The sequence below is a fragment of the Roseibium suaedae genome (assembly GCF_900142725.1).
In the GTDB taxonomy this organism is placed as follows: Bacteria; Pseudomonadota; Alphaproteobacteria; order Rhizobiales; family Stappiaceae; genus Roseibium; species Roseibium suaedae.
Map to the genome: position 1 here is coordinate 480,827 of NZ_FRBW01000004.1, position 23,789 is coordinate 504,615.

The 23,789-nt window shown below is 61.0% G+C and carries 22 protein-coding genes and 1 tRNA gene; 9 read left to right on the plus strand and 14 right to left on the minus strand.

The genetic code is table 11. The features are described 5' to 3' along the window. Positions 1-95: 95 nt before the first annotated feature. The 3 genes from BUA94_RS18630 to tsaD form a co-directional block, all read right to left on the minus strand. Positions 96-1,103: an NAD(P)H-dependent glycerol-3-phosphate dehydrogenase gene (locus tag BUA94_RS18630; RefSeq protein WP_073014810.1), complete on the minus strand. Its 1,008-nt coding sequence runs from the start codon at positions 1,101-1,103 to the stop codon at positions 96-98. Continuing rightward, on the minus strand, positions 1,100-1,597 hold the full coding sequence (locus BUA94_RS18635) for an NUDIX hydrolase (RefSeq protein ID WP_073014811.1): 498 nt from the start codon (positions 1,595-1,597) through the stop codon (positions 1,100-1,102). The genes BUA94_RS18630 and BUA94_RS18635 overlap by 4 nt, the downstream gene beginning before the upstream one ends. 78 nt (positions 1,598-1,675) lie before the next feature. After that, positions 1,676-2,746: a tRNA (adenosine(37)-N6)-threonylcarbamoyltransferase complex transferase subunit TsaD gene (gene tsaD / locus BUA94_RS18640; protein ID WP_073014932.1), complete on the minus strand. Its 1,071-nt coding sequence runs from the start codon at positions 2,744-2,746 to the stop codon at positions 1,676-1,678. 143 nt (positions 2,747-2,889) lie between these two features. Here tsaD and hemC point away from each other — a divergent pair, with 143 nt between their 5' ends. The 5 genes from hemC (at position 2,890) to BUA94_RS18665 (ending at position 8,663) form a co-directional block, all read left to right on the plus strand. Further along, a complete protein-coding gene (gene hemC / locus BUA94_RS18645; protein WP_073014812.1) occupies positions 2,890-3,813 on the plus strand; it encodes a hydroxymethylbilane synthase in 924 nt (307 codons plus the stop codon). A 3-nt stretch (positions 3,814-3,816) separates the two neighbouring features. Next, positions 3,817-4,524, plus strand: a complete 708-nt coding sequence (locus BUA94_RS18650; RefSeq protein WP_073014813.1) for a uroporphyrinogen-III synthase — start codon at positions 3,817-3,819, stop codon at positions 4,522-4,524. A gap of 133 nt (positions 4,525-4,657) precedes the next feature. Then, a complete protein-coding gene (locus BUA94_RS18655) occupies positions 4,658-6,463 on the plus strand; it encodes a COG4223 family protein (protein ID WP_084082118.1) in 1,806 nt (601 codons plus the stop codon). A 75-nt stretch (positions 6,464-6,538) separates the two neighbouring features. After that, positions 6,539-8,389 (plus strand): heme biosynthesis protein HemY, encoded by a 1,851-nt coding sequence (locus BUA94_RS18660; protein WP_073014814.1) that lies wholly within the window; start codon positions 6,539-6,541, stop codon positions 8,387-8,389. A gap of 198 nt (positions 8,390-8,587) precedes the next feature. After that, positions 8,588-8,663, plus strand: a tRNA-Thr gene (locus tag BUA94_RS18665). A 219-nt stretch (positions 8,664-8,882) separates the two neighbouring features. Here the strand turns inward: BUA94_RS18665 and BUA94_RS18670 are convergent. After that, positions 8,883-9,446 carry a hypothetical protein gene (locus BUA94_RS18670; RefSeq protein WP_073014815.1) on the minus strand — a complete coding sequence of 188 codons (564 nt, stop codon included), beginning with the start codon at positions 9,444-9,446 and terminating at the stop codon, positions 8,883-8,885. 348 nt (positions 9,447-9,794) lie between these two features. On the opposite strand from BUA94_RS18670, the gene BUA94_RS18675 reads away from it, so the two are divergent. Next, entirely contained in the window at positions 9,795-10,622 is an 828-nt protein-coding gene (locus BUA94_RS18675; RefSeq protein ID WP_073014816.1) for a response regulator, read from the plus strand. A 69-nt stretch (positions 10,623-10,691) separates the two neighbouring features. Here BUA94_RS18675 and BUA94_RS18680 read toward each other — a convergent pair whose 3' ends face one another. The 3 genes from BUA94_RS18680 to BUA94_RS18690 form a co-directional block, all read right to left on the minus strand. After that, positions 10,692-11,093, minus strand: a complete 402-nt coding sequence (locus BUA94_RS18680) for a hypothetical protein (protein ID WP_073014817.1) — start codon at positions 11,091-11,093, stop codon at positions 10,692-10,694. Positions 11,094-11,144: 51 nt separating this feature from the next. Continuing rightward, on the minus strand, positions 11,145-11,567 hold the full coding sequence (gene csgH, locus BUA94_RS18685; protein WP_073014818.1) for a curli-like amyloid fiber formation chaperone CsgH: 423 nt from the start codon (positions 11,565-11,567) through the stop codon (positions 11,145-11,147). A gap of 101 nt (positions 11,568-11,668) precedes the next feature. Further along, positions 11,669-12,103 (minus strand): curlin, encoded by a 435-nt coding sequence (locus BUA94_RS18690; protein WP_073014819.1) that lies wholly within the window; start codon positions 12,101-12,103, stop codon positions 11,669-11,671. Between the two features lie 259 nt (positions 12,104-12,362). Between BUA94_RS18690 and BUA94_RS18695 the strand changes: the two genes are divergently transcribed. Both BUA94_RS18695 and BUA94_RS18700 read left to right on the plus strand, forming a co-directional pair. Then, positions 12,363-13,505, plus strand: a complete 1,143-nt coding sequence (locus tag BUA94_RS18695; RefSeq protein ID WP_073014820.1) for a CehA/McbA family metallohydrolase — start codon at positions 12,363-12,365, stop codon at positions 13,503-13,505. Positions 13,506-13,941: 436 nt separating this feature from the next. After that, the gene (locus tag BUA94_RS18700) at positions 13,942-14,631 is read left to right on the plus strand and encodes a ZinT family metal-binding protein (protein ID WP_073014821.1); all 690 of its coding nucleotides are present in this window, start codon (positions 13,942-13,944) and stop codon (positions 14,629-14,631) included. 9 nt (positions 14,632-14,640) lie between these two features. On the opposite strand, the gene BUA94_RS18705 is transcribed toward BUA94_RS18700, so the two are convergent. After that, complete coding sequence (locus tag BUA94_RS18705) at positions 14,641-15,345, minus strand: YukJ family protein (RefSeq protein ID WP_073014822.1); 705 nt, start codon at positions 15,343-15,345, stop codon at positions 14,641-14,643. A gap of 220 nt (positions 15,346-15,565) precedes the next feature. On the opposite strand from BUA94_RS18705, the gene BUA94_RS18710 reads away from it, so the two are divergent. Then, complete coding sequence (locus tag BUA94_RS18710; protein WP_084082119.1) at positions 15,566-16,393, plus strand: hypothetical protein; 828 nt, start codon at positions 15,566-15,568, stop codon at positions 16,391-16,393. Between the two features lie 9 nt (positions 16,394-16,402). Here BUA94_RS18710 and BUA94_RS18715 read toward each other — a convergent pair whose 3' ends face one another. The 6 genes from BUA94_RS18715 to BUA94_RS18740 are packed head-to-tail and all read right to left on the minus strand — an operon-like array spanning position 16,403 to position 23,788. After that, positions 16,403-17,185 carry a crotonase/enoyl-CoA hydratase family protein gene (locus tag BUA94_RS18715; protein ID WP_073014823.1) on the minus strand — a complete coding sequence of 261 codons (783 nt, stop codon included), beginning with the start codon at positions 17,183-17,185 and terminating at the stop codon, positions 16,403-16,405. Next, positions 17,182-18,042, minus strand: coding sequence for a hydroxymethylglutaryl-CoA lyase (locus BUA94_RS18720; protein ID WP_073014824.1), 861 nt, complete (start codon positions 18,040-18,042; stop codon positions 17,182-17,184). Before BUA94_RS18720 ends, BUA94_RS18715 begins: the two co-directional genes overlap by 4 nt. 9 nt (positions 18,043-18,051) lie before the next feature. After that, positions 18,052-19,677, minus strand: a complete 1,626-nt coding sequence (locus tag BUA94_RS18725) for an acyl-CoA synthetase (protein ID WP_073014825.1) — start codon at positions 19,675-19,677, stop codon at positions 18,052-18,054. Next, positions 19,667-21,661, minus strand: coding sequence for an acetyl-CoA carboxylase biotin carboxylase subunit (locus BUA94_RS18730; protein WP_073014826.1), 1,995 nt, complete (start codon positions 21,659-21,661; stop codon positions 19,667-19,669). The genes BUA94_RS18725 and BUA94_RS18730 overlap by 11 nt, the downstream gene beginning before the upstream one ends. Further along, positions 21,661-22,176, minus strand: coding sequence for an O-acetyl-ADP-ribose deacetylase (locus tag BUA94_RS18735; protein WP_073014827.1), 516 nt, complete (start codon positions 22,174-22,176; stop codon positions 21,661-21,663). The genes BUA94_RS18730 and BUA94_RS18735 overlap by 1 nt, the downstream gene beginning before the upstream one ends. A gap of 4 nt (positions 22,177-22,180) precedes the next feature. Continuing rightward, on the minus strand, positions 22,181-23,788 hold the full coding sequence (locus BUA94_RS18740) for a carboxyl transferase domain-containing protein (RefSeq protein WP_073014828.1): 1,608 nt from the start codon (positions 23,786-23,788) through the stop codon (positions 22,181-22,183). Position 23,789 lies beyond the last annotated feature (1 nt).

The window sequence follows — 23,789 nt, forward strand, 5'->3', positions numbered from 1 at the left end:
TGGCGCACTTTAGAAGCAGCTAACCGGCAAACTCAATCGGGAAAGAGCGCTGGCACCGTTATGGTCCAAGCCGCCCTTTGGAATGCCGGGGAAAATCAGGCTCCGGCATTCTCGGACTTGAGCGGCCGGGTCATCAGGGCCGTGATTGCCTCGTCAATGGACAGCTTGCCGGAGATGAGTTGAGCCACGGTCGTTGAGATCGGCAGATCCACCTTGAGCCGTTCGGCAAGCTCCACGGCGATCCGGGCCGAGTGAGCACCTTCCGCCAGCTTGCCACCCGCATTGATCAGGTCCTGGGCGGTCTTTCCGCGTCCAAGCTCGATGCCGAAGGAGAAGTTGCGGGATTGGGGCGTGGAACAGGTCAGCACAAGGTCACCCAGGCCGGAGAGGCCGGTGAGCGTGTCCTGTCTGGCTCCCATGGCAAGTCCAAGCCGTGTCAGTTCTGCAAAACCACGGGCGGTGAGGGCAGCTTGCGCGCTAGCGCCGAGCTTTCGCCCGACGACCGCGCCACAGGCGATGGCCAGCACGTTCTTGAGCGCGCCGCCAACCTGAACACCGGTCAGGTCCGTCGAGGTGTAGGGGCGGAAGGCCTGGGAGGCCATGGCCCGGGACAGGCTGTCGGCCAGATCCTGTGTTTCTGCGGCGATGGTCACTGCGGTTGGCAGACCCTTGGCGACATCATCGGCAAAGCTCGGGCCGGACAATAGCGCAGGCCGGGCATCGGGAAGTTCCTCGGCCATGACTTCGGTCAGCAGCTTGCCGCTGCCCTGCTCGATGCCCTTGGCGCAAAGCACGACCGGAATGCCCGGACGCAGGTGCGGCTTCAGGGCTGCCAGCATGGAGCGGGTGGTCTGGGCCGGGGTCACCAGAAGGATGGCGTCCTGTCCGGCAAAATCGGACAACTCACTGGTAGCGCGGATTTCCTCGTCAAAGGTGATGCCTGGAAGGTATCGGCTGTTTTGCTGGCGCGACCGGACATCGGAGACGGTTCCGGGGTCGCGGGCCCAGAGGGTCACTTCGCGTCCGGCACGGGCCGCCGTGAGCGCCAGTGCGGTTCCCCAGGCCCCGCCGCCGGCAACGCCGATTCGCTCGACTGACGTCATGCTTTTTCTCCTGAAACCCGGGCCCGCAAGGCCTCCAGTGGATCGTTGAAAAACGCGAAGAAGGTTCCCGGACGGTTGAGTTCCTCGCCATGAAGGTCAAGCCAGAACAGCCGGAAGCGGATCGGATCGCCGCCATTGCTCGGGGTCATCTCGAAATGTTCCCACTCTTCCTGAGGGATCCGGTCGATCCTTGCATGAAAGAGCTTGCGGAGGTGCCGGCCGCGCAGGGGCTGATCCGGCGGTGTCTGGCACTGGGGATGGTCCTTCAGCGTCTCGAAGGGAATGTCCTGATCGGCAAAATGCTCGAAGGCCGTGTCGAGCACGAGCCCGGTCTCTTCGATGAATTCGCGCCGGGCACCGATCAGATAGCTTTCGCCCGGATCGATGGTGCCGCCGGGAATCTGCAGGCCGACCTCCGGATGATCCGGTTCGCTGAAGACCAGCAGGCGTGACCCGCAGGTGAGATAGACATAGGCCTTGTGATAGATCTTCATCACCGAATCCGTTGCTGGCTGGATGCGGTTATCCCTATCAAGTCTGGCAGCAATGCGGAACAGGCCGTGATTAGGTGATCAGACCTTGGCGCCTTTTTTCCCGGATCCCAGAACGCTGCCGGAAATCTGATCCAGCGGCCAGCGGGGGCGAGGGGACAGGCCCATGTCATCGACAGGGCCAAGGCGCAGGCGCTCGATCCCGGCCCAGGCGATCATCGCGGCATTGTCCGTGCAAAGCCGCATGGGCGGGGCAACGAAACGGGCGCCTGCCTGTTCGGCAGCTTCGGTCAGGGCGCTGCGGATTTCCTGATTGGCGGCAACGCCTCCTGCCACCACGATGGCAGGCTGAATATCGGGATAGCGTTCGCGGAAAAGCTCCAGTGCGGTCCGGGTCCTTGCCGAAAGTACGCCGGCCACGGCCTTCTGGAACGCGGCGCAGAGGTCGGCGACGGTCTGGTCGTCCACGGGCTCCAGTTTCTGGGCCTGTGTGCGCAGTGCGGTCTTGAGGCCTGCGAAAGACATGTCGAGACCGGGACGGTCCAGCAGCGGGCGGGGCAGGCGGAACCGGTTCGGATCGCCCTTGCGGGCCATCTGTTCCACCGCCGGGCCGCCGGGATAGGGCAGGCCGAGAAGTTTTGCCGTCTTGTCGAAGGCTTCGCCAATGGCGTCGTCAATGGTGGTGCCGAGGCGCTCGTAATCGCCGATGCCGCGCACCATCAGAAACTGGCTGTGGCCACCGGAGACCAGAAGCAGCAGGAAGGGAAAATCGAGGTCATCCGTCAGCCGCGCTGTCAGCGCATGGCCTTCCAGATGATTGACCGCGATCAGCGGCTTGCCTGCGGCCATGGCGATGGCCTTGGCCGTCATCAGGCCAACAATTACACCGCCGATCAGACCGGGACCGGCCGTGGCTGCGACGGCATCGATCTCATCAAAGCTGCAATTGGCCTCCGCCAGTGCTTCGGCGACGATCCGGTCGAGCACTTCGATATGGGCGCGGGCTGCGATTTCCGGCACGACACCGCCGAATTCCGTGTGCTCGTCGATCTGGGAGCGGATCACATTGGACAGGATTTCAGGCGAAGCCGGACCCCGGACCACCGCGGCGGCGGTCTCGTCACAACTTGTCTCGATGCCCAGAACGGTCAGCGACCGCATGTCGCATTGGGTTTCGGCGGAATTCATTCTTGCTTCTGCATTGGCCATTGCAAGCCAAGGGCCTATCATCTACCGAGCAAAAAGTCGTCACGTTTCTTGGCCCGTCCGGGTCCGAATTTCTGGGAATTGAGTTCTTGGCTTCCAAACTTATCCGTATCGGTACGCGCGGCAGCGCTCTCGCCCTCGCACAGGCTCATGAAACCCGCAGCCGTCTGATGGCCGCTCACGACCTGCCGGAAGAGGCTTTCGAGATTGTCGTGATCAAGACCTCTGGCGATCAGATTCAGGACAGGCCTCTGTCCGAAGCTGGCGGCAAGGGGCTTTTCACCAAGGAGATCGAGGAAGCCATGCTGGATGGCCGCATCGATCTGGCGGTGCATTCTTCCAAGGACATGCCGACCGTTCTGCCGGACGGTCTGGGGCTCACAGCGTTCCTGCCGCGCGAAGACGTGCGTGATGCGTTTCTGTCGCCCAAGGCCAGAACCTTGACCGAACTGCCGCATGGCGCGGTCGTCGGCTCCAGTTCCCTGCGCCGTCAGGCCATGATCAAGCGCCTGCGCCCGGACATCGAAGTGGTCATGTACCGCGGCAACCTGCAGACCCGGCTGAAGAAGCTGGAAGAAGGGCAGGTGGATGCAACGCTGCTGGCTTATGCCGGCCTGCGCCGCCTCGGCCTTGAGGAACATGTCACCAGCCTTCTGGATACGGATGATTTCCTGCCCGCTGTCGGGCAGGGGGCAATCGGTATTGAAAGCCGACTGGACGATGCGGAGACGCTGGCTCTGCTCGCGCCGATCCATGATGCGGACACCCAGTTCCGGTTGGATGCGGAGCGGGCATTCCTGGCGGTTCTAGACGGATCCTGCCGCACGCCGATTGGCGGTCTTGCGACTGTCGAGGGCGACAAGCTGCATTTCCGTGGCAAGATCCTGAAGCCGGACGGGTCTGAAGTGCATGAGATTTCCCGTGAAGGCTTTACCTCGGATGCCCTGCTAATTGGCCGCGAGGCAGGTCTTGCGCTGAAAGACCTGGCCGGACCGAATTTTCTGGCAGGCTGACCCATGCGGTTTCTCGTGACCCGGCCTGAACCTGATTGCACGCGCACAGCGGGCAAGCTTCAGGCCATGGGGCACGAGGGGCTTCTGGCCCCCATGTTGCACCTCGTTCCCTCAGCTCCCTATGCGTTTGACCTTGAGGGAGTTGGGGCGCTTGCGGTGACGAGTGTGCGGACCGTTGCCAGTCTGGCTGCCCATCCACAGCTTCCGGCACTATTGAGCCTTCCTGCCTATGCGGTCGGGGCAAGGACTGCGTCAGCGTTGCGGGAGGCAGGCTTTTCCAGGATTGCCTCAGCGGACCGGGATGTGGCCGCCCTTGCCGAATTGATTGGCGCTGAGGTTTCCGGCACGGCCGTGCTCTATCCTGCGGCGGAAGACCGGGCGGGGGATCTGGAAGGCGCGCTTGCCGCCAAGGGGCTGACCTGCCGGGTTGAAGTGGTCTACCGGATGGCTCCGAAGGGTGAACTGCCTGACGAGATTGCCGCACAGCTGAAGGCGGGAAGTGTCGACGCCGTGCTGATTTATTCAAGCCGCACAGCCGAAATCTTCAAGGAAGCGGTGCACAGGGCTGGACTGGCGCGTCTCCTGCCCCACATGCGGATTGTCGGAATTTCGCGGCAATCGGTGAGTGCATTTCACGGCCTTGCCTTGACCGTTCATGCACCGCACCCAACTGAAGAAGCATTGCTGACGTTAGCCTTAAGCGGGAATTAACCCGAAGCAGGCGAGTCGTTGGTCTCGCACCGCGAAAAAGACCTGCCGTATCAGGTTCCCGTCGCGGCGCCAGTGTGTATGGTAGGAAAGAAGGAAGCTGGCTTGATCCAGCGAGAGGTTGAGGAGACGCACGATGGCAACGGACAAGGACGCGGCAGGCACCGGTACCGGATCCAAGTCTTCCGGAACTGAAAAGCCCGCAGCCACCAAGTCTGCGGGGACGGGATCTTCTTCCAGCTCGAGCGCCGCTTCTGCGGGCAAACGCCCGGTGACAATCGACCTGAAAGCCGAAGCCGTGGGCGGCAAGGCACCTGCCGCTTCGCAGGCCTCTTCCACGGGGCAGGGCGCGTCTGCAGCCGGTTCCAAGGCACCGTCGGCCTCTGCAGCTTCCTCTTCTGCCTCTGCTGCATCGGCAACCAAGCCTTCCGTGCCGGGTGCAGCCAAAACCTCTGTTCCGCCCACTTCCAGCGACAAGACCGCGAGCCCTGCCAAGGCCGTTGCCGCAGAGCCGGAAAAGACCGCCGCAGGCGAGAAACTTGCCGCTGCCGTTGCAGGTGAAGCGGGCAAGAGTTCCAGTTCCTCCTCTCCGTCGTCGACCTCATCGTCTTCAGCCGATTCGTCGGCCAGCGGCACGGGAACTGGTTCTGGCGGTAACTCGGGCAGCGGTTCAGGCAACGGATCGTCCGGCTCTGGTGCAGCTTCCAAGCCGTCCGTCGCTTCTGTTTCCGCAGGGGAGCAGGGAAGCGGTGTTGTGGCGATGATCTCCGCCGGTCTCTTTGGCGGCCTAGTTGTACTGGCTGGGGCTTACGGGCTTCATTCCGCAGGCGTTCTGAAATTCGGCGGTGGCGCAGACGAGCGTGTCGATGCGGTTTTGTCGCGCGTGGCCGGGCTTGAAGAAAAGGTCCAGGGTCTGGAGACCACTGGAACGACGGTCACTGAAAACGCTCAGAAGCTGGATCAGCTTCAGGAAAAAATTGAAACGGTCGACAACGCCAGCCGCGGAGCCCTGTCCGGTCTTGAAACCGCCATTGGTGAGCTGCGCAGCAGCATCGGCGGCCAGGAGGCGAACGGCGAGGCTCAGGCTTCCGCTCAACCGGCACCGCAGGAAGGCGGTGCGGCTCAGACTGCTGAGGCTGCAAATGCACCTGCTGCCGATTTGTCTGGTCTGGAAAGCCGCATCGCGAGCGTTGAAACCCTTGCCAAAGCGGCTCAGGCGGCGGTGGCTTCCACGGATGCTGCGACGCAGGCCATTGCCGACAGCCAGGCCAAGCTTGGCGAAACCGTTTCCGGTCTTTCTGCCAGCCTGAAGACGGCTTCGGACGAACAGGGCTCGGCTCTTTCCGGCCTCAAGGGCGAAATCGAAGCTCTGAGCGCCCGGGTTGCCGCCGTTGAAAAGACCATGGGGGATGCCACCGCACGGGAAGTTGCCGCTCGTGCTCTCTCTGTTTCCGCGCTCCGGTCTGCGGTGGATTCCGGCCAGCCATTCGAAACTGAACTGGCGGCTGTGAAGGCTGGCCTGCCGGACGGCACGGATCTCTCTGCCCTTGATGCTTATGCGGCAAAGGGAATTGAATCGCGCACGGCCCTGATCGCGGAATTCCCAGGCGTTGCCCGCAGCATGTTTGATGCTTTCAGCGCGCCGGAGCGGTCCGGCGACATGCTCGACAATCTGCTTTCGGGCGCCAAGTCCCTGATCGCGGTCCGCGGACCGGGAGATGCGGATGGAACGGGACCGGAGGCCGTGCTGCGGCGGATGGAAGATGCCGTTGCCAAGGGCGATCTGGAGGCCGCCGTCGCGGAGTTTCCGTCTCTGCCTGAAGAGGCGAAGACGATCGGTGAACCCTGGGTCAACAAGACCAAGGCCCGTATCGCTGCCGACAAGCTGACGGCGGAAGCCACCCAAGAGCTCCTTTCCGCACTCGGCAAGAAGAGCAACTGATTTCATTTCCGCACGGCATTTGCCGGCGGCCGTTTTCTCCGGTGCTGAGCGCCGGTTGACCTGGGAGCGAGAAGCATGGTCCGCGTCCTGATCTTTTTTGGTCTCCTCTTCGTTGTTGCGGCGGGGTTTGCCTGGATGGCGGATTTGCCCGGCGTCGTCACCATCAGCTGGGCTGGCTATGTCTGGGAGCGTCCGCCCGTCGTGGCGGCCCTGCTGCTGGCCATCGTGCTGATTGCCTTCCTGCTGGTCGTCTGGCTGATCCTGAGCATTCTGCGCTCGCCGAAGATTGCCTCACGCTTCTTCCGCCGCCGCCGCAAGGACCGGGGCTACACTGCCCTGTCCAAGGGCCTGATCGCGCTTGGCGCAGGCGATGTGAAACAGGCGCGGAAATACGGCCAGGAAGCGGAAAAGCTGCTGCGGCATGAGCCTGCGGCCCAGCTTCTTCTGGCGCAGACCGCCCAGTTGTCCGGCAAGGACGACGAAGCACGGGCCCGGTTCGAGGCGATGCTCGACAATTCGCAGACCCGCGCACTGGGCCTTCATGGTCTCTTCGTCGAAGCCGAGCGGCAGAACGAGCCGGTGGCAGCTCTTCATTATGCTCAGGAAGCGGTGAAGGAATCCCCGAAGCTGGAATGGGCCGGAAAGGCTGTTCTTGGCTATCAGGCGATTGCGCTGCGCTGGGAAGACGCTCTGCAGACGCTGGAGCGCAACTACACGTCCAAGCAGATCGACAAGAAGACCTACCGCCGGCACAAGGCGGTCGTCCTGAGCGCTCTTGCCCAGTCGCTGGAAGATGGTGAGCCGGACCGGGCCTTCTCGCTGGCCAAGGAAGCTCATAGCCTTGCACCGGATCTGGTTCCGGCGGCTGTGGTGGCTGCCCGTCTTGCGACCCGCAAGAACGAGATCCGCAAGGCTGCGAAGATCGTTGAAACCTCGTGGAAGGTTTCGCCCCATCCGGATCTCGCAGAAGCCTATGCCCATGTGCGCACAGGGGATTCTGCCGCCGACCGGTTCAAGCGGGTCAAGGCGCTCGATGCCATGCGGGCCAACACCACGACCGGGGCTCTGGCTGTGGCCAAGGCGGCGCTCGAGGCGCGCGAATTCGCTGTTGCCCGTGAGCAGCTCAAGACCGTGCTGCAGGCCGAGCCGTCCCGGCAGGCCTTCCTGCTGATGGCGGAACTTGAAGACGCGGAAACCGGTGACCGGGGCCGCATGCAGGAGTGGCTGGCCCGCGCGGTCCGTGCCCCGCAGGACCCGGCCTGGGTTGCCGATGGTATTGTCTCCCGCGAGTGGCAGGCCGTCTCTCCGCTCACCGGGCGGCTTGATGCCTTCGTCTGGCAGGTTCCGGCCGGACTGGACGAAGTCTCTGGCGGTCCCGTTCTCGAAGAAGCCCTGTTTGATGCCCCCGCTCTTTTGAAGGCGGAAGTGGTGACCGTCCCGGTCGGCCAATCCGACGGCCCTCATGTGGAGGCGGAAGCTGAAAAGCCGGCGCCTGTGAAAGCAGGAGCGCCTGCGGATGCGGAAGTGATTGACGTTGTCAGCACCAAGCCGGTGGAACCGGCCGTGTCTGCAGCAGCGGTTGCAACGAAGCCTGAGCCAGTGACAACAACCGTTGCCGAAGATCTGCCTCGTCCCGAAGGCTATGAGGGCACGACCGACGACGTGAAATTCATGAAGCGTCCTCAGGATCTGGCTCCTGCACCTGCTGCAGTAGCCGCCCCTTCCGGTGCTGACCCTGTGGCGGAACCGAAGGAAAAGGCCGCAGCCGGGGCCGCAGAGAAGCCGGTGGCAAAATCCAAAGTGGAAGAGGCGAAGGAAGACCTCGACAAGCCCATTTCCTTCCCGCTTGCGCGCATGCCGGACGATCCCGGGCTCGACGAGGATGACGAGCCGGAGGCCAAGCCAAAGCCGCGTTTCTTCAACTGATCTTTCGGGGACGGGCGCTGAATTTGCGCCCGTTTCCCATCGGCCCCTGAAGCGCTTGAAAAGGTTCTTCAACAGCCGGAGCGAGAAGCCTCTTGCATAAGACGGCTTGCTCCGCTATCTAGCCCCCACCCTGACGCTTCGCCGCGTCGGGATCCGGTCGCTGCCCAAGCAACCGGATGGGCACACAAGGTCCGGTTTGCCGCTGTAGCTCAGATGGTAGAGCACGTCATTCGTAATGATGGGGTCGTAGGTTCGAGTCCTATCAGCGGCACCACTTTCGGGTCTCAAGTCCCGCTTTTCCCGCGTCTTTCAGATAATCGACAAGATGTTGACCCGGAATAACCCGGATTAAAGTTGATTGCGGGAAATTCAGCGGCATTTAGCTGGATCCGGGATATCGTCCAAAGGTCGACGGTCAAACGGTCACATTCACATCAGGCACATCTGGAAACCGCATTTCTGCCCCGGAAACCAGATGCCATGCGATATCCAATCAGCCACAGAACTCCCGGCGCTCACGAAATCCGTAACGGATACAATGCTGGGCGAGTTTTCGACTGTTGTTGCCGAACTTGGCTTTGAGATCGTTGTACCGGTTCGCATAGGCTGAAGCGTTGAACTTTGCATTGGACCGGCCTTCCCTCGCTCCGTGTAGCAGGAAATGGTCCAGGGCTTTGCGTTCATCCAAGCCAATCGCCCGAATGAGATCACTGTACCCAGCAACGTAAATCCAGCCATCGAAGGTGATGCTCCGGCCCTCGTCGCAGCCGTATTCCTCAAAATGTCTCCGTGCTCTGTCCGGGTTCCGGCCGAATGCCTTGGCGAGATCGGAGTAGGAGGCAATGTAGAGAAGGGCGTAAGTGTCGTCCTTCATATCGTCCATAATGTCCCGGCAACGCCGGGGCAGATAGCGTTGTGCAACGATTGAACCACTGGTTCCCGAGCTGGTCACAGGGACTTTGCCGACTGTCAGGTCGGATGCATCAACTTGTGTGGAAGCGCTCACGCCGAAGGACAGGCCGATCAGGAGCGCAAAAATGATTTTCAAAATATTCATGCTTGGGTTTCCCCGTCGTTTTTCAATGTTCTGTCTGGCATCGGAACAGATGCCGATTTCAAAACTAAGCTCTCGGTGGTGCTGATGTCATCCTTCCATTCTTGGGAGCAGAAGAGCGCGTCGGATTTCACGATCAACATTTGTCGCTCTGCTTCGATGATCTGATCCTAAGCTATTGTTATTTTATATATTTTCCGAAATTACCTCGTTTGAGGCAAGGCATGTCGCAAAGAAATAATTCATCTGCCGTAAATGGTAATTTCATGAATTGTCGGTTTTATCGATGACAGTCTTTCCAAGATAAGTATTTCGGAGAGGTGTGGGGCTATTGTCGGTGGGGTTCCGTAAATGTTGCATAAAATGATTCGCGCTCTTGTTGCTGATGATAGTTCGATTGCACGTGAGGTTGTGAAGGACGGGATCCGGTTACTCGGAGCAAAGCGCTATTTCGAGGTGAGTGCAGTCTCTGATGGCAAGGAAGCCCTGTCTGTTCTGCAGAAGAAGCCGGTCGATATTGCATTTGTCGATGTCAACATGCCGGGGCTGAGCGGGCCGGAAGTGGTCGCCGCAATGAAACAGACCCAGTCCAAGGACTGTCTGACCATTGCCATGTCCGCCAGCATGAACGACCGGGTGGAAGCGGTGCTGAAAGACTTCGGCGCCTATCACTTTCTGCAAAAGCCGTTCCGGGCGGAGAATGTTGCGGAGATCATTTCCAGCTACATCCTCATGACCGAGAAATATCCGGTTCTCGTCGTGGATGATTCTGCGACCATGCGGAAGCTGACCCGCAAGATCCTCGATGCCAGCCGGTTCAACTTCGAAATCACCGAAGCCGACAGTGCGGAAAGCGCTCTTCGGGCGATCAAATCCGGTACGTTCAAGATGGTCATCACGGATTTCAACATGCCCGGTGCTGATGGCCTGGAGCTGGCGGGGTCTATCCGTGAACTCTCCAGCAAGATCGCGATCTATATGATGTCGACCAATGACACGACCTATCTGGAGCGGTCTGCGGCCTTCATCGGGATCAACGGGTTCCTGAAGAAGCCCTTCAACGCGGGCGATATCGACGCCCTGATGCACAAGTTGCTGGGGCTGGATGATCCGAGCTTTGGCAAGGTGCGCGAAGTCTTCAGTTTCATGGAGCGGGAGCGCCTGAAGGTTGCGTCCTGAGCCTTGCGGTTTGATCAGAGGGGCGGAGCAGGCGGGAGCGCCTGCCTTGCCGTTCTCGGACAGGTTTTATTACCAACCGAAATGGAAAGTGGTTCCCGTTGCGCCGTTGCCGGATTGGGAGACCTGAGCATTGGTGTTCCGTCCGAACTGGAACAGGCCATAGGCATTGTTGTTGCCGGTCTGGCTGACCGTGCCGTTGTGGCCGGAGCCATCCTGATGAACGATGCCGACATTGCCGGAGCCAAGCTGGCGCAGGCCAGCTGCATTGCCCGTGCCGCGCTGGCGGATGCCGCTGCCCTGGATCTCGTTGACAAGGCCATAGACCATCAGACCTGCGCGCATCACCTGTTCCTGCTGGGCGGACTGGGGCGCGATGTTGATCGAGAAGCTGCCGCCGGCATTGGCGCTGCTGGTTGCCAGGGGAAGAGCGACGGCCACAAGGGCCAGTGTGCGGGTCGCGAGGGTTTTCATGGGACTGTCTCCTTGTAAACGCTTTGGATGATCTCTTGGCACCTTCCGGGCTTAGATCCGGCCGCCGATGGTCTCGTTGCAGTGATAGTTGACGGTGCCGATGGTCACCTGAAGCCGGGCGTCATAGATGCCGTCCCGGGAGAGCATGAGCTGACCGAGCGGAGCGCGGCCCGTGGCGGGGACGCTGGCTTGTCCACCCTGGGAGATATCCGTCTTGTTGCTGCCGGCGCCGCCGGTGACGGAGAGGCGATAAGAGACAGTTTGCGGTCCCTTGGTGCCGCTGGGCAGTTTGGCAAAGGCGGTGACATTGATCATGCCGCCTTCAATGGTGGTCTCCAGGGTGCAGGCTGCCGAGCTGCTGTGTGCGCCGGAGGCCGAGGGGGCTGCTGACAATCCGCTCACCGCGAAGAAAGCAAGTGCGCCGGCGAGTGCAGGTGTCAGGCCAGCTGCGGCTGTAAGAGTGGCAATACGCATGATCTGTTTCCTTCTCTGTCTGCTTCCGGACGGAGGCGCGTTGAGCGGGCGAGGCGGCGGCAGCGTGTGCCGCCTGCTTCACGATTGATCCCGGTTCAGGCTCACGGGCAGGTCTGGACGAAGGCTGCGACATTGCCGCTGCCGTTCTGGGAGACATTGGCGCTGCAGCCGCTGCCGACCTGGACACCGGCGGCGATGTTGCCGTTGCCGTCCTGGGTCAGGATCGAGGTGTGGCTGGTGCCGAACTGGCCAACGCCGGCCGCATTGCCGTAGCCGTTCTGCCAGGTGGAAGACGCGTGATGGGAGCCTTCCTGACCGGTCGCTGCGGTGTTGTTGCCGCCGAACTGGTGGCTGATGGCGTTGTTCTTGTGGCCGGACTGGTACATGCCGATCAGGTTGTTGAAGCCGACCTGGTTGCCGCCTGCCGAGTGGCCGTAGCCGAACTGTTCGATGCGGATGCCGCCTGCCATGGCGGGAGCAGATGCAATGCCGATAACGAGAGCGGCAACGGTTCCGATGAGTGCCTTGCGGGTCATTTCAATTCTCCTGTCTGGGTCAGCGGGGACGCTGTGTTGAAGACAGGATGAAACTAGCAACGGGCTCCGGAACCTTGCCTGAACCCGGTGTTCAGGTGCCGTTCATCGCCCGGGAACGGTTGCAAAGTGGCGGCTCACATTCCCAAGAGCGGCTGAGGATGCTATCGGAAACGGGTTAGAGGACGCCGCCTGAAACTGAGCCGGATGAAAGATATTCCAATGGCTTCGGGCGAGGGAAATGGAACGTGGGAGTGAGAGAATGACCAAGCCGGACGCAGCAACACGACCTGACTATGCGCCTAGAATTCCGCAGAGCCTTGGTCCGCTTGCCGGTTTTGATCAAGGGGTCTGGCTCAAGGGCGATTGGCACCTGCATTCCCGCCACAGCACCGATTCGACCAACAATCCGGTTGGAAAGATCATTGGTTTTGCGGAGCGTCACGGCTTTGATTACCTGGTGATCACGGATCACGACGTCCATGTGCAGGGCGATGTGGCGAATCACACCTGGGCCGATCCGGAATACACATCCGAGAAGCTGCTTCTCTTCTATGGCGGGGAACTGACTGCAGCCCGTGGCCATATCAATATCCTGTCGGCCGAGCCCTATGACCATCAGCGGGTGTTCGATGCGCGCGATGCAAGGGACTGGAACCTTCTGGCCTTGAAGCAGGAACTGGGCATTCACGTTTCGGCGAATCATCCCAGCACCAAGAACCACTACGGCTATTCGTTCGATCTGGCCGATTCGGTCGAGATCTGGAATGGCTCTTCCTGGCCTAAGAATATCACGGGCGTACGCATCTGGGACGACATGCTTCTGTCTGGCCGGATGCTCGGTGCGCGTGGGGGCAGCGATGCGCATCATGGTGTGCCGGACAGGCCGGAACTGACAAAGCCGAACACGCCGGAGGCGACCGCCAACTATGTCGGCACGCCGACGACCTGGATCTTTGCCCGGGAGCGGACCAAGGAAGCGGTGCTTCAGGCGCTTGTCGAGGGGCGAGCAAGCGTCAGCGCCAACCCGTACAATCCGCGTGTCGAGCTTTATGCGGATCTGGATGGCGACGGCCAGATGGACATGATGATGGGCGACAATGCCAAGCCAACAGGGGCGCCCGTCACCTTCGAGGTCCGTCTCGCAGGTGGTGGCATCGAGGGCGCGGTCTACCGGGTCAAAGTGGTGAAGAACCGGCAGGATTTCCTGACCCTGCAAACAGATCCCGTAACCCGCACGGTCCGGTTTACCGATACACCGTCTCCGGAGGGGCGGAGTTATTACCGGGTGGAGATCGAAGGCCCGCAGGCCACCTATCCGGAAGTGCCGAATTCCATGGCCCTCAGCCAGAACATGATCGCACTCTCCAATCCGATCTATTTCAACTACGACCCGGCATTCTGACCGGGAGGCCGGATCCCGATCCTTGAGCCTTGCTCTCAAGACCTTCGTAAAAAGAGACTGTCTTCCGAGGTTGATGACAAAGCCGTCAAGTTTGCTGGTCATCCCGGTTTGGTGCCCTGCACCAAGACCGGGATCCAGTATCCCGCAGGGTGGGTCTTGAAAAAGATAGTTATCTCAGGTGGTTACTGGATCCCTGCCTTCGCAGGGATGACACCCAACTCTACGCGTTTTGACGCAGCCAAGGGCAATTGGGTCTTTGTCAGCAGTCTGAGCCGCCGGTTTCCCGGCGGCTTTTTTGTTTTCCGGTGGCTGACATCTCATCCTCGAAATCTTGGTTTGCCCTGTTGCATGGCGGAGAGGGATGGGTTAGGTGAAGGATTGTTATGTAATAACGTAACTTGTTTTCATCCACCGGCAACCAGTCGAGGTTTCAGACATGCCTTTGGCGATCTCCAGACAAATTGGCGCATTCGCACTCACTTCCATGCTGCTGTGCGGCGCGCAGGTACTTGCGCAGGACAGCAAGGCCAAGGATCAGGACCATGCGCATAGCCATTCCCATGAGCAGGGTAAGGCTCACGATCATGGGTCGGACAAGGTCTACAAGGGTTATTTCGAAGACAGCCAGATCCAGGAGCGCCCGCTCTCCGATTGGGAAAACGACTGGCAGTCGGTCTATCCCTATCTGCTGGAAGGCGTGCTGGACCCGGTCATGGCTCACAAGGCCGGGCATGGCAGCAAGACGGCCGAGGAATACCGCCAGTATTACGAGATCGGCTACAAGACCGACGTGGACCGTATCGTGATCAAGGATGGTTCTGTGAGCTTCTACAAGGGAGGCGAGGTTCTCAAGGGCGATTATGTTTCAGACGGCTATGAGATCCTGACCTACAAGGCTGGAAACCGCGGTGTTCGTTATGTCTTTGAAAAGACGGGCGGAGACGAGGCAGCGCCAAAATTCATCCAGTTCAGTGACCACAAGATCGCCCCGGAAGCCGCGGATCACTACCACCTTTATTGGGGAGACGACCGGGCAGCCTTGCTTGAAGAAGTGACCAACTGGCCGACCTATTATCCGTCGTCGCTCAAGGGAGCGGAAATTGCAGAAGAAATGATGGCGCACTGAGCGGCTGGCTCATTCCTTGAGCAACTGATTTTCAGTGTCATTGCGGGAGGCCCGGTGCATATGCGCCGGGTTTCCTGTTTCCGGATCGGTTTCCCAGCTTTGGGACTGGAACGCGAGGAAGATGCCGGTCCATGTGCCGGTTTGCTGTGAATGGATCAGCAGCCCGCCGTCCTGATTGGGCGCGTTGTCCTTCTCGTGCTTGTCTGACGATCCCTGGTTCATGTGGATGTTGTGCAGCCCGTTTCCGGGTGAAAAGCCGAAATAGAGATCCGGCTTGCCCCGCTCTGGCCCCCAACTCTCACCGAAGGCATAGAAGGTGAGGTGATGGTCCTCGTCGATGGCCCGCCGGGCGAGAGGTTCCAGAACGTCGCGCAGATCATTTGCCGGACCAGAGCGCTGGAAGGGGGCAACCCGCATGTCGGCCCGGGTCAGAAAGCCGCCGCGGACATAGTCCAGCGCCAGATCGGGACGCTCACCAGTGATATCGGTCATTCCTTCCGGAAGCTGGAGAAGGTCGGACAGCATGGGGTGCTGGAAATTCTGGCAGACGGCATACAGCAGATCATGGGGCGGTTGCTGGGAGCGGATATTGACGGCGATGCGATAGCTGGTCCAGCCGGCCTCGACGCGGATTTCCACATGGGGAATGTCGTCATCATCCAGTGTCAGATCAGAAGCCTTTCCCTTTAACAAGCGGTAGTTTCTGATTGGCATGCGATGGATCTTTCCTTCGAGGTGTCTTCCACACTGATACCGGATGCCACAGGGGCGTGATAGGCTTCCATGATCCCGGAGCACGCAGTCCCTGGTTGAGTCCCTCTGCATGAGCAATGGTTCAGGCTGCAAGGCAGGACATCTTGACCGGCTGGTTGTGGTGGCTTCAAAATCCGCAAATCAATCGAATCATACGGGTTGAGTTGAACCCGGAGGACATATGGGCAAGACAGCGAGACTGGAACTGCTTCGCAGAATGGTTCCCCTGGCCCTTTTCGTCCTCGGGATCACGGGCGGTTTCACCTTTCTGTCTCCCATCAGCGCACTTCTGTGTCTGGCAGCGGCTGTGGGCGTTTATGCCGCCATGCCCCGTCCGAAAGTGCCCGCAGGTGCGCTGAGAGCCGGTCAGCCGGTGCCGACGACGCTTCTGGATCTGATCGGGTTTCTCATTGGCGTGCCGTTGTTCTGCATGGGGTTTCTGGGCGCCGCCTATGGCGGCAGTGGCGCTGCGGCGATGCTGCTTCTGCTCCTGCCTGCCTGCCTGAGCTTCTTTGTCTTCATGGCTTCGATCCGGCAGGAGACATCCTGGGTGCGCTTCTTCGGCAATGGTTTCGAGATGACACAGCTCGGGATGAAGATCCGCATCCGCTATGAGGATCTGGGGGCCGTGCGCTTGCGCGAAGTGCGGACCCGGAAGGGGATTGGCGCGGTTCTGTCGTCCATGTTCGTGCATGACCGCCGCCGTATCGAAATGCTGGCCAATGCCAATGAGACCACGACGCTGAATTTCGTCACCAGGGGCGGCACGCAATTCGCGTTTTCATCCGAAATGATCCCGGATCTTCAAAGGGTCCTGATTGGGCTCGATCGGGCTGGGGTGGAGCTGCCGCAGAACCTCAGTGACCGGCAGCGGGACAAGATCCGCCGCACCCGCGAGCGGCTTTATGGTAGCTCTGAAAGTTCGAACGCGGAACAACTCGATGTTGCCCGCATCGCAAACACGGTGCGCCTGTTCCACGAACGCCGGAACAGACAGCACCGGAGCTGAGAGTCCTGTTCAGACCCAGTTCGGCTTGCGCTTGTCGAAGAAGGCCTGAATGCCTTCCCTGGCTTCCGGGGTTTCCCAGGTGTCGGCGAGCCTGCGGATCGTATTTTCGATGACGCTTTCAGCAATGGATGGCCCGAGGGTGCGGGCCAGAGCTTTTGAGGCTGCAACGGCGGCAGGAGCCGCTGAAAGATAGGGCTTCACTTCCGCCTCGACTGCCGCATCCAGATCCGCCTCCGTAACGACCTTCGCCACCAGATCCAGATCCTTGGCTTCGGCTGCACCAAACAGCCTTGCGGACATGAAAACCCTCCGCGCCTTGCCTTCACCCATGCGGGCCAAGACATAGGGGCTGATGGTGGCGGGGATCAGGCCAAGGCGGGTTTCCGTCAGCCCGAACTTGGCTGTCTCCACGGCAATGACCGTGTCACAAACGCTCATCATGCCAATGCCGCCACCGAAGGCCTGGCCCTGCACCCGGCCGATCAGGGGCTTGGGCAATTCGTTGAGGGCCTGAAGCATGTGAGCGAGCTTCCGGGCTTCGCGCATGCGGGTGTCGCGGTCAGCGTCGAATTGCTCGCGCATCCAGCCGAGATCGCCACCGGCACAGAAACTCGCCCCTGCGCCGGTGAGGATCACCACGCGCACGGAAGGGTCGTTGCCGAGCTGCGATGCTGCCTCGGTCAGTTCGTCGATCATCCGGGCGGAAAGAGAATTGTGCTTGTCCGGGCGGTTGAGGGTCAGGGTCGCAACGCCGCGCTCATCGGCTGCGATGGAAATCGTCTCGTAACTCATGCCTCGACACTCCGCAGCGAAAGCGCGAAGCGCGCTACTTCCGCAAGCTTTTCCATGTCGAGTCCTGTCTCGAAGCCCTTCTGTTCGAGAAGCCTTGCGACCGCTTCCGTTGCCACATTGCCCTTGGCACCTGGCGCATAGGGACAGCCGCCCAGACCACCGATGGCCGCATCAAAGGTGCGCAGACCCTTGTCGAGGCTGACCTCGATGTTGGAAAGGGCAAGGCCCTTGGTGTCGTGATAGTGACCCGCCACATGCCGTGCAGGTACCTCTGCCAGGACGGCATCCAGCATCCGGCCGATGGTCTCGGGCGTGCCCGCGCCGATCGTGTCGCCCAGCGAAATCTCGTAGCAGCCGAGATCGAAAAGGATCCTGGCGACCTTGGCGACGGCTTCCGGAGGGGTCGGGCCGTCATAGGGACAGTCGGTCACGCAGGAGATATAACCGCGCACGGGGATATGGTCCTTATGGGCCTTCTCGATCACCGGCTTGAACCGCTCGATGCTTTCCGCGACCGAGCAATTGATATTCTTCTTCGAGAATCCCTCCGAGGCCGAACCGAAGACGGCGATCTCGTCGGCGGAAACGCGCTTGGCAGCGGCATAGCCGGTGGCATTCGGGGTCAGGGCGGAATAGCTGACGGCAGGATGGCGGTAGATGCCTTCCATCACCTCGGTGGCATCGGCCATCTGGGGTACCCATTTGGGACTGACGAAGCTGGTGACCTCGATCTTGCGGAAGCCGCATTCGGTCAGCATGTCCACGAGCCGGATCTTATCGGCGGTCGGCACGAAGGTCTTTTCATTCTGCAGCCCGTCGCGCGGGCCCATTTCGAAGATGGTGACGAAGTCGCTCATCCTGTTTCCTTATTCATCAGCAGCGCGGGCGCGCAATTCGCGGCGGATTACCTTGCCCGTCGTGGTCATGGGCAGCGCGTCCACGAAGGCGACTTCCCGCGGATATTCATGGGCAGCGAGGCGGATCTTGACGAAATCAGCGATTTCCTTTGCCAGCTCATCAGTCGCCTCAATGCCCTGTTTCAGGACGATATAGGCCTTTACGATTTCCGTGCGCTGGGCGTCGGGTTTGCCGACGACGCCTGCCAGTGCGACGGATGGATGCCGGATCAGGCAGTCTTCGATCTCTCCAGGACCGATACGGTAGCCAGACGAGGTGATCACGTCATCATCCCGGCCCACGAAGCGGATCCAGCCCTGTTCGTCCCGCTCGCCCGTGTCGCCTGTCAGCATCCAGCCACCTGCGAACTTGGCGGCCGTTGCCTCCGGATTGTTCCAGTAACCGAGGAACATCACCGGATCAGGGCTTTTGACGGCGATGTTGCCCAGTTCATGATCGGCAACGGTGTTGCCGTTGGCATCGACCACATCGACCCTGTGGCCAACCGCCGGGCGGCCCATAATGCCCGGCCGGGCTTCCATGATGGCAGAGCAACTCGAGACGATCATGTTGCATTCGGTCTGGCCGTAGAACTCGTTGATGGTCAGGCCGAAAGTCTTCCGTCCCCAGGCGATCAACTCGGTTCCAAGCGTCTCGCCGCCGGAGGCGATGGAGCGCATGTTGAGATTCCACCGGGATTCGGGTGCTTCGACCTGGCGCATCAGCTTGAGGGCCGTCGGCGGCAGGAACGCGTTCCGGACATTTTGCGCCTCGATCAAGGCGAAGGCAGCTTCCGGCGTGAACTTCTTGAACCGGCATGCAACCACCGGAACGCCGAGAAACAGCGCGGGCATGAGCACATCCAGCAGTCCGCCGATCCAGGCCCAGTCGGCAGGGGTCCAGATCCGGTCACCGGGCTGGCCCAGAAAGTCGTGGCTCATCTCCACACCGGGCAGATGGCCGAGCAGCACCCGGTGCCCGTGAAGGGCGCCCTTGGGCTGGCCGGTGGTGCCGGAGGTGTAGATGATGATGGCCGGATCTTCCGGCCGGGTGGCAAGCGGCGCGAAGCGTTCCGACTGATCCGCCATGGCCGTTTCAAGATCGCGGGCGCCGAAGAGATCTCCATCCGTGCAGAAGACGGTCTGGAGGTCCGGGAGTTCGTGGCGGATGGCGGCGATTCTCCTTGCGCCGGCCTCATCTGTCACGACGATTTTCGCACTTGAATTGCCCAGGCGGTAGCTCAGGGCCTCCTCACCGAAGAGGGTGAAGAGGGGAATGGTGATCGCCCCAAGTTTCAGGGCGGCGATATGGGCAATCGCCGTCTCCGGCATCTGGGGCAGGAGCACCGCGACCCGGTCGCCGGGCTGAACATGTTCCGTGGCGAACAGGCAGGCGAGCTTGTTCGATAGACGTTTCAGGTCGCCATAGCTGTAGGACCGGGTTTCGCCATCCTCCTGAACGAAAACCAGCGCCTCCCTGTCCGGCTCCTTCGCGGCCCACTCATCGCAGATGGCGGCGCCGATGTTGAAGGTGTCCGGAATGTCCCAGCTGAAGCGGCTGATCAGCTCGTCGTAACTGGACGCCTCAGGCAGCATTCGATGTGTCCTCCTCCAGAGCCAAAAGAATGGCTCCATCCTGCACCTGTTCGCCTTCTGCCGCCAGAATGCTTGCGACCACGCCATCCCTGGGCGCTTTCAGCGTGTGCTCCATCTTCATGGCTTCCAGAACCACAAGGGCCTGTCCGGCGGTGACCGTGTCGCCCGGCTTGGCGCTGAGCACCTTCACCAGACCCGGCATAGGCGCAATGATCTGGTCTCCGGAGTTTCCGGCTTCCTCGTCGTCTGCAAGATGATCCGCGAGCCCGATCCGGTAGGCGTGGCCTCTGAGGAAAACAGTCACGGATCCGGCCTCTTGTGCCAGAGCGGCGGTCTGGCGTCCCCCCTCGCGCTCGAAGGTGATCGCCGAGCCCGAGACCGAGATGATCTCATAGGTCCGGGCATTGTCCTTCGACAGAACGGAGAAGGACCTGCCGCCAAGGGCATGCACTTCCACATCCCGGCGTTCGCCTGCAATTTCCAGCAGAGCGAACTGGCGGGAGGCGCTCCACATGCGCCAGCCCTTGAGCTTGTCCCAGGGGTCGGAGCCTGTGGCTTCCCGTGTCAGCCCAAGGGCTGCAAGGGCTGCAAGGGCGACGGCATCTTCAGGCGTTTCCGGCTCGCTGATGAGGCTTTGAAGGTCCCGGTCGATCAGACCCGTGTCGACATCACCCCTTGCAAATCCTTCATGGCGGCAGAGGCTGGCAAGAAAGCCGGCATTGGTCACGCAGCCCGCGACCTGGGTGTCTTCCAGTGTCGCCAGCAGTTTGCCCAGGGCCGCTTCCCGCGTCGGGCCATGAACAATGATCTTGGCGATCATCGGATCATAATAGGGCGTGATGGCATCGCCGCTGCGAACGCCACTGTCGATGCGGGCGAGCGTGTCCGGCAGATGCAGATGGGTGAGCGTGCCAATGGCAGGCAGGAAGCCCTTGGGGGCATCTTCTGCATAAAGCCGGGCCTCGAAAGCCCAGCCGGAGAAAGTCAGCTCGTTCTGACGCTTGGGCAACGCTTCCCCAGAAGCGACCCGCAGCTGCCATTCCACCAGATCCTCGCCGGTGATCAGCTCGGTCACCGGATGTTCGACCTGCAACCGGGTGTTCATTTCCATGAAATAGAACCGGTCAGCCTTCAGGCCTTCGGACACATCGGCGATGAATTCGATGGTGCCTGCGCCGGAATAGTTGATGGCCTTGGCGGCCTTGACGGCAGCCTCGCCCATGGCCCGGCGCATCTCTTCCGGCATGCCGGGGGCCGGGGCTTCCTCGATCACCTTCTGGTGCCGCCGCTGAAGCGAGCAGTCGCGCTCGAACAGATGCACCGCGTTGCCGTGGCTGTCGCCGAAAACCTGGATCTCGATATGGCGCGGCTTGGTCAGGTATTTCTCGATCAGGACGCGGGGGTCGCCGAAACTTGCCTGCCCCTCGCGCTGGGCGCCTTCAAGCGCAGAGAGGAAGTCTTTCGGATCGTCGACCCGGCGCATGCCTTTGCCGCCACCACCTGCACGGGCCTTGATCAGGACCGGATAGCCGATCCCGTCTGCCTGCGCCTTCAGGAATGCCGGGTCCTGGGACTCGCCGTGATAGCCCGGCACCACCGGCACGCCTGCCTCCACCATCAAGGCCTTGGCGGCGTCCTTCAGGCCCATGGCCCGAATGGAGCTTGCGCTCGGGCCAATGAAGGCAATGCCGGCAGCATCCAGCGCATCAACGAAACCGGGATTTTCCGACAGGAAGCCATAGCCCGGATGAACCGCTTCTGCGCCGCTCTTCTTGCAGGCGTCGATGATGGCATCGACGCGCAGATAGCTGTCCGCCACGGGCGCGGGGCCGATCCAGTATGCCTCGTCGGCCAATGCCACATGCATGGCCGAAGCATCCGCGTCCGAATAGACCGCAACCGTGCGGATGCCGAGCCGTCTGGCTGTCTTGATCACCCGGCAGGCAATTTCGCCGCGATTGGCAATGAGGATTTTCTTGAACATCAGGACATAGCTCTCCTCAAAGCGGTTTCGAGATTGACCTTGGCTTCACTGTCAAAGGCGACAAGGAATATCTTTTCGAACTCAGGTAGTTCTGCGAGTGTCTGCTCGATCGTGGTTATGGCTACGGCTGCGGCTTCGCTCGCAGGGTAGCCGTAGATGCCGGTTGAAATTGCAGGAAAAGCCAGCGTTTTACAGCCGTTCTTCGCGCCAATTCTGAGTGAGTTTTCGTAGCAGGATGCCAATTGCTCAGGCTCGCCAGATGTGCCCCCGCGCCAAACCGGACCAACGGTATGAATGATATGGCGGGCAGCAAGCTTGTAGCCCTTGGTGATCTTGGCTTGCCCGGTCTTGCATCCTCCAAGAAGGCGGCATTCGAATACAAGTTCGGGGCCGGCCGCGCGATGGATCGCGCCATCGACCCCGCCGCCTCCCAAGAGGGATGAGTTTGCCGCGTTGACGATGGCATCTACCGGCAACTTGGTGATATCGCCCTGAATGATCTCGATCTTGTCCATGGCATCACATCCGGAACAGGCCGAAGCGTGTGTCGTCGATGGGGGCGTTGAGCGCGGCGGAAAGGGACAGGCCCAGAATGTCACGGGTCTTGCGTGGATCCACGATGCCGTCGTCCCAGAGGCGGGCGGAGGCATAAAGCGGGTGGCCTTGTTCCTCGAACTGGTCGATCACCGGCTGCTTGAAGGCCTTTTCCTCCTCGGCTGACCAGCTGCCGCCCTTGCGCTCGATGCCGTCGCGTCGGACGGTGGCCAGAACTCCGGCTGCCTGTTCGCCGCCCATGACCGAAATGCGGGAGTTCGGCCAGGTCCAGAGGAAGCGCGGGTTGAAGGCCCGGCCGCACATGCCGTAGTTGCCCGCCCCGAAGGAGCCGCCGACCAGCATCGTGATCTTCGGCACGGAGGTGGTGGCGACAGCCGTAACCAGCTTTGCCCCATCCTTGGCGATGCCGCCGCTTTCATATTTGCGCCCGACCATGAAGCCGGTGATGTTCTGCAGGAACACCAGAGGCACCTTGCGCTGAGAGCAGAGCTCGACGAAATGGGCGCCCTTCACGGCGCTTTCGGAGAAGAGCACGCCGTTGTTGGCAATGATGCCGACAGGCATGCCGTGGATATGGGCAAAGCCGCAGACGAGGGTGGTGCCATAGCGGGCCTTGAACTCGTCAAACCGCGAACCATCGACGACACGGGCGATCACTTCGCGGATGTCATAGGGGGTGCGCAGATCCGCTGGAACGACGCCGAGGATTTCGTCCGGGTCATAAAGCGGATCTTCCGGGGTCTGCAGCGCGACCTGGGTAAGCTTGGTGCGGTTGAGGCTGGCAACAGACCGGCGGGCAAGGGCCAGCGCATGGGCGTCGTCCCGGGCCAGATGATCGGCAACGCCGGAAAGGCGCGTATGCACATCGCCGCCGCCCAGATCTTCCGCCGAGACTTCTTCGCCGGTCGCTGCCTTCACCAGCGGGGGGCCAGCCAGGAAGATGGTGCCCTGATTGCGCACGATAATCGTCTCGTCCGACATGGCCGGAACGTAAGCACCGCCCGCCGTGCAGGAGCCCATGACAACGGCGATCTGGGCGATGCCCTTGGCCGACATGTTGGCCTGATTGAAGAAGATGCGGCCGAAGTGATCCCGGTCCGGGAAAACTTCATCCTGGTTCGGCAGGTTTGCGCCGCCCGAATCCACCAGATAGACGCAGGGAAGGTTGTTTTCCGCGGCGATTTCCTGGGCGCGCAGATGCTTCTTCACGGTCATCGGATAATAGGTTCCGCCCTTCACCGTGGCATCATTGGCGATGACCATGACTTCCTGGCCCTCGACACGGCCGATGCCGGTGATGATGCCCGCAGACGGAGCGGCATCGCCGTAAAGCCCATGGGCGGCAAGGGTGCCGACTTCCAGGAAGGGCGAGCCGGGATCGAGCAGCCGGGAAACCCGTTCGCGGGGCAGAATCTTGCCGCGGGACGTGTGGCGCTCGCGGGCGGTTTCGCCGCCGCCGTCAAAGGCCTTCTGGGCCGCGTCGCGCACCTGCGACATCGCCGCCTCATGGGCGCTTTTGTTGGCAGCGAAGCCTTCGCTGCGCGCTGAAAGGTTTGATTTCAGAAGTGTCATG